Annotated in this window: 15 protein-coding genes and 1 pseudogene; 7 read left to right on the plus strand and 9 right to left on the minus strand. The window is 73.0% G+C overall.

What is annotated here, in order from left to right; all coding sequences use genetic code 11:
• The first annotated feature begins 120 nt into the window (after positions 1-120).
• Positions 121-480 (plus strand): DUF485 domain-containing protein, encoded by a 360-nt coding sequence (locus tag ACQEVB_RS22675; RefSeq protein WP_432974596.1) that lies wholly within the window; start codon positions 121-123, stop codon positions 478-480.
• Complete coding sequence (locus ACQEVB_RS22680; RefSeq protein ID WP_432974598.1) at positions 477-2,114, plus strand: solute symporter family protein; 1,638 nt, start codon at positions 477-479, stop codon at positions 2,112-2,114. The genes ACQEVB_RS22675 and ACQEVB_RS22680 overlap by 4 nt, the downstream gene beginning before the upstream one ends.
• A 62-nt stretch (positions 2,115-2,176) precedes the next feature.
• Here ACQEVB_RS22680 and ACQEVB_RS22685 read toward each other — a convergent pair whose 3' ends face one another.
• Positions 2,177-3,121 (minus strand): cupin domain-containing protein, encoded by a 945-nt coding sequence (locus tag ACQEVB_RS22685; RefSeq protein WP_432974600.1) that lies wholly within the window; start codon positions 3,119-3,121, stop codon positions 2,177-2,179.
• An 82-nt stretch (positions 3,122-3,203) separates the two neighbouring features.
• On the opposite strand from ACQEVB_RS22685, the gene ACQEVB_RS22690 reads away from it, so the two are divergent.
• Positions 3,204-4,196, plus strand: coding sequence for an NADP-dependent oxidoreductase (locus tag ACQEVB_RS22690; protein ID WP_432974602.1), 993 nt, complete (start codon positions 3,204-3,206; stop codon positions 4,194-4,196).
• 3 nt (positions 4,197-4,199) lie between these two features.
• Here the strand turns inward: ACQEVB_RS22690 and ACQEVB_RS22695 are convergent, their stop codons facing one another.
• The 3 genes from ACQEVB_RS22695 to ACQEVB_RS22705 form a co-directional block, all read right to left on the minus strand.
• The gene (locus tag ACQEVB_RS22695) at positions 4,200-5,501 is read right to left on the minus strand and encodes an MFS transporter (RefSeq protein WP_432974604.1); all 1,302 of its coding nucleotides are present in this window, start codon (positions 5,499-5,501) and stop codon (positions 4,200-4,202) included.
• A gap of 63 nt (positions 5,502-5,564) precedes the next feature.
• On the minus strand, positions 5,565-5,726 hold the full coding sequence (locus tag ACQEVB_RS22700) for a hypothetical protein (RefSeq protein ID WP_432974606.1): 162 nt from the start codon (positions 5,724-5,726) through the stop codon (positions 5,565-5,567).
• Between the two features lie 83 nt (positions 5,727-5,809).
• Complete coding sequence (locus tag ACQEVB_RS22705) at positions 5,810-6,544, minus strand: AfsR/SARP family transcriptional regulator (protein WP_432974608.1); 735 nt, start codon at positions 6,542-6,544, stop codon at positions 5,810-5,812.
• A gap of 244 nt (positions 6,545-6,788) precedes the next feature.
• Between ACQEVB_RS22705 and ACQEVB_RS22710 the strand changes: the two are divergent.
• Positions 6,789-6,948, plus strand: a pseudogene (locus ACQEVB_RS22710) (MBL fold metallo-hydrolase); the annotation flags it as partial.
• Positions 6,949-6,958: 10 nt separating this feature from the next.
• Here the strand turns inward: ACQEVB_RS22710 and ACQEVB_RS22715 are convergent.
• Together ACQEVB_RS22715 and ACQEVB_RS22720 are read right to left on the minus strand one after the other, a co-directional pair.
• On the minus strand, positions 6,959-7,324 hold the full coding sequence (locus ACQEVB_RS22715) for a helix-turn-helix domain-containing protein (RefSeq protein WP_432974610.1): 366 nt from the start codon (positions 7,322-7,324) through the stop codon (positions 6,959-6,961).
• A gap of 156 nt (positions 7,325-7,480) precedes the next feature.
• Entirely contained in the window at positions 7,481-8,050 is a 570-nt protein-coding gene (locus ACQEVB_RS22720) for a TIGR03086 family metal-binding protein (protein ID WP_432974612.1), read from the minus strand.
• Positions 8,051-8,101: 51 nt separating this feature from the next.
• Between ACQEVB_RS22720 and ACQEVB_RS22725 the strand changes: the two genes are divergently transcribed.
• The 3 genes from ACQEVB_RS22725 (at position 8,102) to ACQEVB_RS22735 (ending at position 10,119) form a co-directional block, all read left to right on the plus strand.
• Entirely contained in the window at positions 8,102-8,509 is a 408-nt protein-coding gene (locus ACQEVB_RS22725) for a MarR family winged helix-turn-helix transcriptional regulator (protein WP_432974614.1), read from the plus strand.
• Complete coding sequence (gene ligD, locus ACQEVB_RS22730; protein WP_432974616.1) at positions 8,506-9,468, plus strand: non-homologous end-joining DNA ligase; 963 nt, start codon at positions 8,506-8,508, stop codon at positions 9,466-9,468. Before ACQEVB_RS22725 ends, ligD begins: the two co-directional genes overlap by 4 nt.
• A 438-nt stretch (positions 9,469-9,906) precedes the next feature.
• A complete protein-coding gene (locus ACQEVB_RS22735; RefSeq protein ID WP_432974618.1) occupies positions 9,907-10,119 on the plus strand; it encodes a helix-turn-helix domain-containing protein in 213 nt (70 codons plus the stop codon).
• 526 nt (positions 10,120-10,645) lie between these two features.
• Here ACQEVB_RS22735 and ACQEVB_RS22740 read toward each other — a convergent pair.
• Genes ACQEVB_RS22740 through ACQEVB_RS22750 form a run of 3 tightly spaced genes read right to left on the minus strand, consistent with a single transcriptional unit; the run spans position 10,646 to position 13,208 of the window.
• A complete protein-coding gene (locus ACQEVB_RS22740; RefSeq protein WP_432974620.1) occupies positions 10,646-11,272 on the minus strand; it encodes a TetR/AcrR family transcriptional regulator in 627 nt (208 codons plus the stop codon).
• Positions 11,269-12,324, minus strand: coding sequence for a PDR/VanB family oxidoreductase (locus ACQEVB_RS22745; protein ID WP_432974622.1), 1,056 nt, complete (start codon positions 12,322-12,324; stop codon positions 11,269-11,271). Before ACQEVB_RS22745 ends, ACQEVB_RS22740 begins: the two co-directional genes overlap by 4 nt.
• Entirely contained in the window at positions 12,321-13,208 is an 888-nt protein-coding gene (locus ACQEVB_RS22750; RefSeq protein WP_432974624.1) for a metal-dependent hydrolase, read from the minus strand. The genes ACQEVB_RS22745 and ACQEVB_RS22750 overlap by 4 nt, the downstream gene beginning before the upstream one ends.
• Between the last annotated feature and the right edge of the window lie 5 nt (positions 13,209-13,213).

Consider the following 13,213-nt stretch of genomic DNA (forward strand, 5'->3'; position numbering starts at 1 on the left):
GTTGGTCGCGGCAGTGGTCGATGTGTCGCGCGCCACTACCGGGTGCCCCGGCGTGACCTCGATCCTCTGCACCTGTTGTCACGGTGAGTCCGCGGCCGAATGCGAGGAGGCATCCGAGCGATGAGTACTCCCTTGGGGAAGTCCGATCCGGCGGAGGCAGGTCCCCCGACCGGGTCGCAGGACTGGGCGAAGGCGCAGGCGGAACCGGAGTTCCAGGAGCTGCGCAGGCGGTTGCGGCGGTTCATCTTCCCCGTCACGGCGCTGTTCCTCGCGTGGTACCTGCTGTACGTGCTGCTGGCCAGCTACGCGCCGGCGTTCATGTCGATCAAGGTCTTCGGCAACGTCAACATCGGGCTCCTGTTCGGGCTGCTGCAGTTCGTCTCGACGTTCGCCATCACCGCCTGGTACGTGCGGTTCGCCGACAAGCGCGTCGACCCGCTGGCCGGGACGATCCGTGACGAGCTGGAGGAGAAGAAGTGACCGCCACGCTCGCGCAGGGCGGGGTCGCGGCGAGCAACCCCGTCCTCAACATCACGATCTTCGGCGTCTTCGTCGTCGTGACCCTCGCCATCGTGGTGCGGGTCAGCCGGAAGAAGTCGGCGGCCGCGGGCGAGTTCTACACCGCCGGCGCCGCCTTCTCCGGCCGGCAGAACGGTGTCGCCATCTCCGGTGACTACCTGTCCGCCGCGTCGTTCCTCGGCATCGCCGGCGCGATCGCCCTCAACGGCTACGACGGCTTCCTCTACTCCATCGGCTTCCTGGTGGCGTGGCTGATCGCGCTGCTGCTGGTGGCGGAGTTCCTGCGCAACACCGGCAAGTACACGATGGGCGACGTGCTGGCGTTCCGCATGCGGCAGCGCCCGGTGCGCGCGGCGGCGGCGACGTCGACGCTCGCGGTGTCGTTCTTCTACCTGCTGGCGCAGATGGCCGGCGCCGGTGGCCTGGTGGCCCTGCTGCTGAACGTGACCAGCGGGTTCGGCCAAGCCGTGGTGATCGCGATCGTGGGCGTCCTGATGATCGCCTACGTGCTGATCGGCGGCATGCGCGGCACGACGTGGGTGCAGATCATCAAGGCCGTGCTGCTGATCTCGGGCGCGCTGATCATGACCGCGTGGGTCCTGATCCTCTTCGGGTTCAACCTCTCCGCCATCCTCGGCGAGGCCGTGCAGCGCGGCGGCGAGGCCGGCCAGGCGCTGCTCAACCCGGGCAAGCAGTACAAGAACAAGCTCGACTTCATCTCGCTGGCCCTCGCACTCGTGCTGGGCACCGCGGGCCTGCCGCACATCCTGATGCGCTTCTACACCGTGCCGACGGCCAAGGAGGCCCGCAACTCGGTGGTGTGGGCGGTCTGGCTGATCGGCATCTTCTACCTGTTCACGTTGATCATGGGGTACGGCGCGGGCGCGATCGTCGGACCGGACGAGATCAAGAAGGCGCCCGGCGGGGTCAACTCGGCGGCCCCGCTGCTGGCCGCGCACCTCGGCGGCACGCTCCTGCTGGGCATCATCGCCGCGGTGGCCTTCGCGACGATCCTCGCGGTCGTCGCCGGGCTCACGATCACGGCGGCGGCGTCGTTCGCGCACGACATCTACGCCAACGTGGTGCGCAAGGGTGAGGCCAGCCCGGCCGAGGAGGTGAAGGTGGCCCGCCGCACCGCGGTGGTCATCGGCATCGTGGCCATCCTCGGCGGCATCCTCGCGAACGGGCAGAACATCGCGTTCCTCGTGGCGCTCGCCTTCGCCGTCGCGGCGTCGGCGAACCTGCCGACGATCCTCTACTCGCTGTTCTGGGGGAAGTTCAACACCGGCGGCGCGCTGTGGAGCATCTACGGCGGCCTCGCGGTCACCGTGATCCTCATCGTGTTCTCGCCGGTCGTGTCGGGCAAGCCCGTCGACGCGGCCACCGGGAAGAGCGCGTCCATGCTGCAGGGCGTGGACTTCCACTGGTTCCCGCTCGACAACCCGGGCATCGTGTCGATCCCGGTGTCGTTCCTGCTCGGCTACCTCGGCACGGTCCTGACCAGCCGGAAGGACCCGGCCGACACGCTCAAGTACGCCGAGATGGAGGTCCGCTCCATGACCGGGGTGGGCGTCGAGAAGGCCGTCGAGCACTAACCGCACCAGCAACGGCGCCCGCCGTCCCCTCCCGCGGGGCGGCGGGCGCTGTCGTGTCCGCCTCAGATCGCGACCGGCCGCCGCAGGTCGCTCGGGCGGGTGCCGTGCACCCGCTTGAACGCGACGCTCAACGCGAACGCGCTGGCGTAGCCGACCTGGTGCGCGACCGCCTCGACGGTGGCGTCGGTGCGGGTGAGCAGGTCGGCGGCGAGCGAGAGCCGCCAGCTCGTCAGGTACGCCATGGGCGGCTCGCCGACGAGCTCGGTGAACCGGCGGGCGAACGTCGCGCGCGACACGGCGGCGCGGGCGGCCAGCTCGGCGACCGTCCACGGTGCTGCGGGATCGTCGTGCACGAGCCGCAGCGCGGGACCCACGACGGGATCCCCGAGCGCGCGGTACCAGCCCGGCACGCAGGCCTCGGGCCTGGTGAACCACATCCGCAGCGTGGTGAGGAGCAGCAGGTCCAGCAGGCGGTCCAGCACCGCCTGCTGCCCCGGCTCGTCACGACCGATCTCCGCGGCCGTCAGCTCGAGCACCGGACACAGGTCGCCCGCGTGCGGCACCGTCAGGACCGTCGGCAGTGCGCTGAGCAGCCGCTGCGACACCCGGCCGCGCACCTGGTAGCTGCCCATCACCAGGGCCGTCGGGTCGTCGGGGCGGGCGCCGTAGGTGCGCACGCCGATCTCCAGCGTCGGGTCGAACGGCTGCCCGTCCGCCGAGGTGCAGGCGTTCGGCGCGGCCATCACGTACAGCGGGGTGGTGGTCGAGCCGGGCTGGTCCGCGACCGTGAACGGCGTGCCGCCGGTGACGACCGCGACCTCGCCCTCGCCGACGTGCACCGGCTCGCCGCCGTCGGGGGAGACCCACGCGTCGCCGGCGAGCATCGTCAGCAGCGTCAGCGGCACCCCGTCCGTGACGCGGATCGCCCACGGCGGCGCCACGAGGGTGCGGCCGAACAGTGCGCCTTCCGAGCGGACCTCGTGCAGCAGCGAAGCGAGCGCGTCCATGCCGGCCACGTTAGACGATCAGGCATCGGATCGAGCGCCACAACCATCGAAGCGCTCACCGATCCCCGGTTGACTCAGCGCCATGCGATCCCGTGAATTCCACCTCGCCGCCCGCCCCACCGGCGAGCCGCGGCTCTCCGACCTGCAGCTCGTGACCGTCGACGTGCCCGAGCCCGAGCGCGGGCAGGTCGTGGTGCGCAACACCTGGATGTCCGTCGACCCCTACATGCGCGGCCGGATGGACGACGTGCCGTCGTACATCCCGCCGTTCGCGATCGGCGCGCCGCTGGAGGGCAGCGCGCTCGGCGAGGTGATCGCCAGCCGAGCTCCGGGCGTCCCGGTCGGCGCCACCGTCGTGCACTTCGCCGGGTGGCGCGAGATCGCGGTCGTCGAGGCCGCGGACGTCACCGTCGTCGACCCGGCGCTCGCGGGCCCGGAGGCGTGGCTGGGGCCGCTCGGCATGACCGGGCTGACGGCGTGGGTGGCCGTCACCGAGATCGCGCCGGTGCGCCCCGGTGACACCGTCTTCGTCTCGGCAGCCGCGGGAGCCGTCGGCAGCGTCGCCGGGCAGCTCGCCCGCAAGGCCGGCGCCGCCGTCGTCATCGGGTCGGCGGGCGGGCCGGAGAAGGCGAAGAAGCTCGTCGCCGACCTCGGCTTCGACCACGGGCTCGACCACCGCGCCGGCCCGATCGCCGACCAGCTCGCGGCCGCCGCCCCCGACGGCATCGACGTGTACGTCGACAACGTGGGCGGCGACCACCTGCAGGCCGCGCTCGCCTCGGCGCGGCTCGGGGCCAGGTTCGCGCTCGTCGGCGGCATCAGCGGCTACAACGGCGACGCCGTCGGCGTGACGAACACGTACCAGTCGGTCGTCCGCCGGGCGACCCTGCGCGGGATGCTGGTGACCGAGTGGACCCACCTCGCGCCGGTGTGGGTGCAGCGCGCCGCCGGCTGGCTCGCCGATGGCAGCCTGCGCACCGAGAGCACGGTGGTCGACGGCCTGGAGGCCGCGCCGGAGGCGTTCCTGGGCCTGCTGCGCGGGAAGAACACCGGCAAGATGCTCGTCCGGCTGTGACGCTCAGTCGAGGGGGTTGCCGCGGCCCTCCCGCATGGCGAACACCGCGGCGAGGCTGATCAGCGCCACCACGATCATGTACGCCGAGACGGCCAGCGACGTGCCGGTGGCGGTCTGCAGGGCACCGGCGATCAGCGGGGCGAAGCCGCCGCCGAGCACCGCGCCGACGGCGTAGGCGAACGACGCCCCGCTGTAGCGGAACCGGGCCGGGAAGAGCTCGGCGAACCACGCGGACTGCGGCCCGTACGACAGCCCGAGCCCGGTGGTCAGGACGAGCACCGCCACCACCATGAGGGCGACGTCCGTGGTGTCGACGAGCAGGAAGAACGGGAACGCCCACACGACCAGCAGCACCGAGCCCACGAGGTAGACCGGGCGGCGGCCGGTGCGGTCCGACCACAGGGCGCCGGCCACGATCGTCACCAGCCAGCAGACGCTGCCGATGATCACCAGCACCAGCATGAGGTTGGGGCTCTGCTTCAGCACGCCGGTGCCGTACGGCAGGAGGTAGGCGAGGAACACGTAGCCGATCGTGGTGTTGGCGATGAAGCTGGCGGCGGCCAGCAGCAGCTCCCGCGGCCGCTCGCGGAAGACCTCCACGATGGGCCGGCTGCTGCGCGCCCGCTGCTCGCGCAGCCCGGCGAACACGGGGCTCTCCGCGACCTTCAGCCGCACCACCAGGCCGACCCCGATCAGCACGATGCTCGCGAGGAACGGCAGCCGCCACCCCCACGCCGCGAACTGGTCGGGCGAGGTCGTGTTGCGCACCGTGAAGAACGCCAGCTGGGCGAGGATCAGCCCGGCGGGCACGCCGATCTGGGAGTAGGCGCCGTAGCGGCCGCGCTGCCCGTCCGGCGCGTGCTCGACGGCCATCAGCGCCGCGCCCGCCCACTCGCCGCCCGCCGAGATGCCCTGCGCGAACCGCACGAGCACCAGCAGGATCGGCGCCAGCAGCCCCACCGACGCGTACGTGGGCAGCAGGCCGACCGCGACCGTCGCCAACCCCATCACCAGCAGCGACGCCACCAGCATCGCCTTGCGCCCGACGATGTCGCCGAAGTGGCCCCACACGATGCCGCCCAGCGGCCGGGCGACGATGCCGACGCCGAGCGTCGCGAACCCGGCCAGCGTGCCGGAGGCGGGCGAGAGGTTCGAGAAGAACTGGGTGTTGAAGACGAGCGACACCGCGGTCGCGAAGATGAAGAAGTCGTACCACTCGATGGTCGTGCCCACCGCGCTGGCCATGGCCACCCGGCGCAGCTGCACCGGGTCCACCGACTGCGCCGGCCCTGCCGTCCGATCCATCCCTGACCCCCTTGTCCGGCTGCCGACACGATGTCACGTCGAGCGTCCGGAGGGGAGGTCTGCTCAGGCCGGCACGACCTCGATCCACCCGCGCACGACCGCCGGCGTCACGGAGCCGACCAGTTCCGGGTGGTCGGCCGAGACGTGCTGCAGGACGGTGGTGATGACCTGCTCCTCGTCGTCGTCGCGCACTGCGTAGCCGCACTCACAGCTGACCTGGTTCATGGCATTTCCTCCGCATCGGTTCGGGTGTCGTGCCAGGGTCCTCGCTCGACCGTGCCGCAACGTTGTCGCGACCTTGCCGCCGATCACAGCAGCCCGGCGTGCACGGCGGCCGCCGCCGGGCCCGGGGCGGCCCCGAGTTCGGCCCGCAGCACCGTGCGGAGATCGTCGAACACGGCGAGCGCAGCACCGCGGTCACCGCGTGCGGCCAACGCGCGCATGAGCAGGCAGTACCCGGTCTCCGAGAGCGGCTGCGAGGCGATGAGCCGGCGCGCACTGCGCTCCGCGGAGGGCAGCTCCGTGGGGCCGAGGTGCAGGCAGGCCTCCGCGTAGCAGGCGAGGCCACGGTCGTGGTCCAGCCCGACGGCTCGTCGCCGCTCGTCGATCCACGGGTGGTCGAGGTCGGCGAGGAACTCGCGCTGGGTGACGAACAGGGTGCTGAGCGCCTCCGTCCAGGCACGGCGCCAGTCGCCCCTGCCCATCGCGGCTTCCGCCGCGTGCAGGGCCGCGGCGGCGACCGCGGCGTCGACGACCGCATCGGGCGGCAGGACGAGCTGGAGGTGCTGCCGGCCCCGCACCTCGACGGGTGCGAGGGCCGCGCGGGTCTTCGACAGCAGGGCCGCGAACCCGGGAGCGGCACCCGGGCCGGGCACGCCGGGATGCCACAGCAGGTCGATCAACCGGGCCCGGTCGGCCCCGGCGCGCAGGTGCGCTGCCAGGTAGGCCACCAGCAACCGACCGCGGCGCCCCGGCAGCGCCTGCTCGACCGACCGGCCGTCCACCCGTATCGCGAAGCAGCCGTGCAGCTGGACCCGGACCACGATGCAGGTTCCGCCGAGCCGGGAGCGGAGTCAACCGACGACCGGAGTCCCATGTCTCCGCCCTCCGAGCGATGCACGTCGTGCCCAAGGCGCAGACGCTCGACGTGGTCGCGGACGGCGTGTGCGCTCGCACCAGCACGCCATCCGCGCGCTGGGCGCGTCGTCGCTCACGAGAACACCCGCGCGCAGCGAAGTTCGCATGGGTGCCCCGGCTGGCCGAGCAGGCCGCGTCGGTGTCTGCCGCGCCGCCCTCCACGAGCAGTACGGGCATTGGCCGACGTTCGAGCACTCCCTGCCGTTCGACGTGTCCCGGCTGTGGGACGAGCTGTACTGCGGTCGCGCGGCCGGAGATCCGGACGGTCGAGCGCGACCAGAAGGTCGGGGCGCAGCTGCCGGGTGCGTGACGCCCCGGCGCTAGCGCTTCAGCCAGCTGTAGGCGGTTTGTCGGCTGATGCCCAGCGCGGTGGCCATCGCGCTGGTCTCCAGGCCGGCCGCGGCCCCCTCGACCAGCAGGGCGCGCTGCGCGACCTGCAGCTTCTCCAGCTCCGCCGCGACCGCTCGCATCCGGTCGAGCAGCTCGGTGGCGGCCGGGGTGGCGCCGGCGCGGGAGCGGCCGACCCCCGGTCGGGGGAACGACTGCACGGCCTCCGGGTCCCACCGCCGCGGTCCCGGGCCGGCCAGCGGCGCCGGTGCCTGCCCGCGGGAGACGTAACCGAGCCAGGTCGCCGGCTTGATCCCCCACGCGGCGGCGCACTCGGCGCTGGACCAGGTCTCGGGCACGGCAGCGATGCTAGGACCCGGTGGCCCGGGGGCGGGCGACGGGTGAGGTGAACAGCAGCGGGCTTGTGCGGCCGGAAATCCCCGCTCACGTTCATCTCACCCGTGTCGATAGGGCCTGCTCAGGGCGGAAAGCGTGACGTGGACGCGATCGCCGCGCTACGCCGCACGGCCGAGGTGGGCCAGCACGCCCAGCCACTCGTCGTCCGGCGCCGGCGTGACGACCGGGCCGAACGCCGAGCCCGGCTCACCGCGGCCACCCTCGGCCGGGATCATCGCCGTGATCGTGACGGCGGCGGCCAGCAGCTCGTCGTCGGGCCGGTAGCTGCGGCCCAGCGCAGTGGCCACGTCCCACCCGTGGACGACGGTGTCGATGAGCTGGATGCCGACGACCGTCGGGAGCGGGAACCGCATGGTCGGGTGCAGTTCGGCGAGGCGCACCTGCCGGTCCAGCGGCGCCGCGGCCAGAGCCTCGGCGAGCGCGTGCGCCGACTTCTCCCACCCGTCCGGGGGACCTGGTGCGAACGCCGCGGCCGTCGTCTCGGGGTCGGTGACGGCAGCGGCGAAGCCGTCGTTCTGCCCGACCATGTGCGCGAGCAGGGCGCGCAGATCCCAGCCCGCGCAGGGTGTGGGCCGGTCGAGGTCGGCGGGGGACAGGTCGGCGAGCAGCGCGGTGACGTCGTCGAGCGCGCGCCGGTGCAGGGAACGGAGGTCCGAATCGATGTGCATGGGTAGACGATAAACGTCAGTAGATGATTGGTCCAGGGGTAAGGTTCCGGCGTGGAACGGAGGGACCTCGGCGACCTGCTCGCCTCGCTGGTGCGCGTCGTCGTCGAGCGGGAGACGCCGCTGCTCGAGGAGCGCGGGCTGGACATGTGGGAGTACGTCGTCCTGCTCCGCCTCGCCGGCGGTGCCGCACCCACCCAGGCGCAGCTCGCCGCCGCCGTCCGGCGCGACAAGACCCGGCTCATCCCGATCCTCGACCGGCTGGCCGCCCGCGGACTGCTCGAGCGCACCCCCGACCCGGCGGATCGACGCAACCGCATCGTCGCGCTCACCGACGAGGGCCGCGCCCTGCTGGCCGACTGCCGCGCCGCCGTCGCCGCGATGGAGGACGAGCTGCTGGGGACGCTCCGCCCCGAGGACGCGGCGGCGCTGCGCCGCGCGCTGGAAGCCGTGGCGCCATGACCGAGCTGCCGCCGTACATCCCGCCGATGCTCGCCACCGCTGCGAAGCGTCCACCGCCGGGCCCGGGGTGGACGTGCGAGTTCAAGTGGGACGGCATCCGGGCGGTCGTCGCGGTCGCCGGCGACCGGTGGCGCGCGCACAGCCGCAACAGCAACGACATCTCCGGCGGCTACCCGGAGCTCGCCCGGCTGCCGGAGATCGCGGGAGGCCGCCGCCTCGTCCTGGACGGCGAGCTGGTCACCCTCGACGCCGGCGGCCGCCCCGACTTCGGGCTGCTCCAGCACCGCATGCACATGCGCCCGCCGACCGCCGACCTGCTCGCGCAGATGCCGGTGCTCTACTACCCGTTCGACCTGCTGGTGCTCGACGACGAGCGGCTCGTCACCGCGCCGTACAGCGAACGCCGGGCGGCGCTGACCGAGCTGGGACTCGGGACGCCGGGGCTGATCGTCGTGCCGCCGAGCGTCGAGGGCCTCCCTGCCGAGCAGGTGCTGCAGGTCGCGAAGCAGCACGGGCTGGAGGGCATCGTCGCCAAGCGGACGGCGTCGCGGTACGAGCCGGGGCGGCGCTCGCCGGCGTGGGTGAAGACCGCGCTCGTGCAGACGCAGGAAGTGCTCGTGATCGGCTGGCGGCCCGGCAAGGGTCGCCGCGGCGGTGGGCTCGGCGCGCTCCTGCTGGGCGGGCACGGCCCCGACGGCCTGCGCTACGTCGGCGACGTCGGCACCGGGTTCACCGACAAGATGCTCGACGACATCGCCGCGCTGCTCGCCCCGTTGCAGGTGCCCGCGCCGCAGATCGACGGGATCCCGCGCGAGTTCGCCCGCGGCGCGGTCTGGACCCGCCCGGTGACGGTCGGCGAGGTCGAGTTCCGCAACTGGACGCACGACGGCCGGCTGCGGCACGCGGCCTGGCGCGGCCTGCGCCCGGACAAGGACCCGGCCGAGGTGACCGTCCCGTAATCGAGGACGTCACACAGCGCGTGGCCACGGCACACAGGTTGTGCGGTGTGTGAGATGGCCGCGCGCTGTGTGACGTCGCCGCTCGTCGCGGCTCTGCCGGGGGTGCGGCGTTCGGGTCGAGGATCGCGAGGATGCGGTCCCGCAGGTACCACCCGGGCCACCCCTGGTTCATGTGGGTGCAGGCCCACTCGACGCTGTCGAGCGCGTCGGCGCACTCGTGCAGGGCGCAGCGGTTGCGGGTGTCGTCGCCGGGTGCCCCCTCGGTGAGAGCGCGTTCGTAGCGGCGGGCGGAGGGCAGGTCGGTGACGACGACGTCGTCCTCGTCGTGGAGATGCACGCGAGAAGCATAGCGTCTTGTTGTGTCGTTTAGCGCCAGATAGTGCTCTATACGGACAAAGGCGCAGAGAGTGTCACTTAGTGTCGACTAGCGTCGCGAACGTGAGTGGATCGTCGCTGGTCAGCACGCCTGAGGCGGCGAAGGCGCTCGGCATCAGTGCGCGGACACTGAACCGCTACGCCGCTGAGGGGAAGCTCGTCCCTGCCGGCGTGCTCGCCGGCCCGCAACGGGCGCGCTATCGGTGGGACGTCGAGGATCTGCGCCGGCAGTTCCGAGAACTGGCGGTCCGCCAGCGCGAGCAGCGCGACGAGTGACGCGCGGCCCGACGCGGCCGACGCCGTCAGGAGTCCCTCGATCTGGACTCCTCGATCACGACCCATCCGGCCGCACCCTGGTCGGACGCAAGGATCCGGCCGAGGTCAGTGTCCGTAGAAGACGACCGCGGGCGCAGATGGGTCAGCTCATCAGGGCTCTGCCGAGGGGTGCGGCGTTCGGGTCTCGGGGCGTGTTGATCATGGGCAGAACGTTGCTGTTCGATCTTGGTAGGCCACGTTTTGCCCATGATCAACAATGCGTCCGTCCTTCAGCCGCTGCCCCGGCCCGGCGAGTTGCCGGCCGCCGGGCCGGCCGGACGCCAGGCGGGCGCTTGTTGCGGTGATCAAGGGCAGAATGTCGTTCGCCGAGAGCGACGAGCGACACTTTGCCCTTGATCACGAAGACCCCGGCCGCGTGCCGTCCGGGGCGGCGGGCCACCCGGTGCCGGCCCGTCGACGTGGCGGACCAGCTCGTTTCCGCACGTCAGCGCGACGAGTGACGCACCCTCGACGCCGTCGGGAGCGGTCAGAACGCGACGGCCGGCACCTGCTCGTGCCGGGCGTTCTCCGCCAGCATCGCGATGAGCTGGCCCATCAGCCACTCGACGAGCTGGTCGCGCGGCACGGTCGGGTCCTGCTGCCAGGAGACCGTGGCGCTCTCGGCCAGCGCGACCCAGCCGCGCACCGTCATGAGGAACAGCGGTGACGGGTCGGGTACGCCGCTGCGCTCCACGACCAGCCGCACGATGAGGTTGCGCACCCCGTCGACCAGTGCCGCGGTGTCGCCGCTGGCGACGACCGAGCCGCTGCGCAGCAGCGCCACGTACGCCTTCGCGTGCCGGCCCGTGACGTCGAGGAACGCGTTCAGCGCGAAGCGCAGCTGGTCGAGCGGGCCGTCGCCGCCGGGGTCGGCGATGCGGGCCGACAGCTCCTCCACCACCGCGGTCAGCGCGGCCACCCGCAGCTCGCCGATGCTGGAGAAGTAGCGGTAGAACAGCGCCCGCGAGACGTCGGCCGCCCGGGTGATGTCGTCGACGCTCACCAGCTCCGGGCCGGTCGTCGTGAAGAGGTCGAGCGCGGCCTCGATGAGGTGCTCGCGGCGGCGCTGCGGCGACATCCGACGGGGGGTGCGCGGGCGGGCCATACCGCTCATCGTTGCATCGATCGGGCAGCGGCCGGCAGGTCGACCACGATCTCCGTTCCTGCCGCGCGCGCCACGCACAACGCCGTACGCCCCGGACCTGCGGTGTCGCCGGTCGTGCCGCCCGCCAGCAGCGGAACGTGACAGGTGCCGCAGAAGCCCTGCTGGCAGGAGTAGGGGACGGCCGGGTACGCGGCGCGGATCGCGTGCAGCGCGGAGCGGTCGGCCGCCACCTCGACCGCGGGGCCGTCGACGCCCACCCGGACGGTGAAGGGGCGACCGGCCCGCACCGGGGGCGGCGAGAACCGTTCGGAGTGGAACGCGACTGTGGCCGGTACCGCGGCCCGCAGCAGCTCGATCATCGGCGGCGGCCCGCACACGTACACCGCGGTGTCGCCGGTGAGCCCGTTTAGCAGCTCGGCCGCCGACGGACGGCCGCCGTGACCGGTGTCGGAGCGGCGCCGCACGTGGGCCGGGTACTGCGCGAGCAGGGCCGCCGACAATGGCAGCGACGCCAGGTCGCGCCCGGTGTGCACCAGCCGCCACGGGATCCCGCTGGCCGCGGCCGCCCTGGCCATCGGTGCCAGCGGGGTGATCCCGATGCCGCCTGCCACGAACAGGTACTGCTGAGCTCTGACCAGCGGGAACGCGTTGCGCGGCCCGCGCAGCACGAGCGCGTCGCCCGGGGTCAGCGCGTGCATCTCCTTCGAGCCGCCGTCGCCGTCGTCGATGCGGCGGACGGCGATCCGGTAGGTGGAGCGGTCGCGGGGGTCGCCGCACAGCGAGTACTGGCGCACCCGGCCCGACGGCAGCACCACGTCGACGTGGGCGCCGGGCCGCCACGCCGGGAGGTCCGACCGGTCGCGGTGCTCCAGGCGCAGCCCCACGGCGTCGGGCGCCTCGACGGCGACCTCGACGACCCGCACCGGCAGGTCCCGGTCGACGGGCGCCGGCGGTCGCGTGCCGCCGCGGCGGGCCCGGCGCCGCGCCTCGGCGGCGGCCAGGGCAGCGGCCTTCTCCGCGCGCTGCATGAGCCGCGTCCTGCGCGGGGCCACGTCGGTCACGCGGTGCGCCCGGTGTCGGCGCGCGCCTCGGCGGCCCGGGCAGCGGGGGAGACGGCCAGGTAGGCGACGGCGTCGTCGGTCGATCCGTGCTGCGACGGGTGGTAGCGCGGGTTCACGTAGGTGACGACCGACCACGCCGTCTGCACTGGGCCCGGGCACAGGCCCGCCGCCGCGGTGCGCAGCAGGTCCGACCAGCGCGGCCGCGGTGCCGTGACGTCCTGCGCCATCAGGTGCGTCACCCCGGCCGCCCACAGCCGCAGCAGCATCGGGGCGACGACGGTGAGCATCCGCAGGCGCCGCAGGTAGCTGCCGTCGAGGTGCATGTAGAGGTCGTGGGCCACCGACCGGTGCTCGACCTCCTCCGCGCCGTGCCAGCGCAGGAGGTCGAGCATCGTCGGGTGCGCGCCGGCCCGGTCGAGGGCGTCGGCGTGCAGGATCCAGTCGCCGAGGAAGGCGGTGAGGTGCTCGATCGCCGCCACGACCGCGAGCCGGTCGACCAGCCACTCCCGGCCCTCGGCGCCGTCGAGCCCGCGGTCGCCGAGCGCCTCGCGGAAGATGAACTCGACCTGGTGCAGGTAGGGCTCCGGGTCGATGCCGTGGCTCGCGAAGTGCGTGTGCACGCTCTCGTGGGCGGCCGCGTGCATGGCCTCCTGGCCGATGAACCCCCGCACGTCCTCGGCCAGGTGCGGGTCGCGGATCAGCGGCAACGCCTCGCTGAACAGCCGGACGAACCAGTGCTCGCCCTCCGGCAGCAGCAGGTGCATGACGTTGACGAGGTGCGTCGCGAACGGTCGCCCCGGGATCCAGTGCACCGGCAGCGTCGACCAGTCGAACTGCACGTCGCGGGCGCCCAGGGCCACCCGCTCGGCGTCGGGGTGGGTCATCGTCG

It is taken from the genome of Pseudonocardia sp. CA-107938 (assembly GCF_050936315.1).
GTDB lineage: Bacteria > Actinomycetota > Actinomycetes > Mycobacteriales > Pseudonocardiaceae > Pseudonocardia.

Coding starts and splice junctions, on each gene's coding strand:
- ACQEVB_RS22675 (WP_432974596.1), top strand. CDS start 121: ATGAGTACTCCCTTGGGGAAGTCCGATCCGGCGGAGGCAGGTCCCCCG.
- ACQEVB_RS22685 (WP_432974600.1), bottom strand. CDS start 3,121: ATGGACGCGCTCGCTTCGCTGCTGCACGAGGTCCGCTCGGAAGGCGCA.
- ACQEVB_RS22690 (WP_432974602.1), top strand. CDS start 3,204: ATGCGATCCCGTGAATTCCACCTCGCCGCCCGCCCCACCGGCGAGCCG.
- ACQEVB_RS22695 (WP_432974604.1), bottom strand. CDS start 5,501: ATGGATCGGACGGCAGGGCCGGCGCAGTCGGTGGACCCGGTGCAGCTG.
- ACQEVB_RS22700 (WP_432974606.1), bottom strand. CDS start 5,726: ATGAACCAGGTCAGCTGTGAGTGCGGCTACGCAGTGCGCGACGACGAC.
- ACQEVB_RS22720 (WP_432974612.1), bottom strand. CDS start 8,050: ATGCACATCGATTCGGACCTCCGTTCCCTGCACCGGCGCGCGCTCGAC.
- ligD (WP_432974616.1), top strand. CDS start 8,506: ATGACCGAGCTGCCGCCGTACATCCCGCCGATGCTCGCCACCGCTGCG.
- ACQEVB_RS22740 (WP_432974620.1), bottom strand. CDS start 11,272: ATGAGCGGTATGGCCCGCCCGCGCACCCCCCGTCGGATGTCGCCGCAG.
- ACQEVB_RS22750 (WP_432974624.1), bottom strand. CDS start 13,208: ATGACCCACCCCGACGCCGAGCGGGTGGCCCTGGGCGCCCGCGACGTG.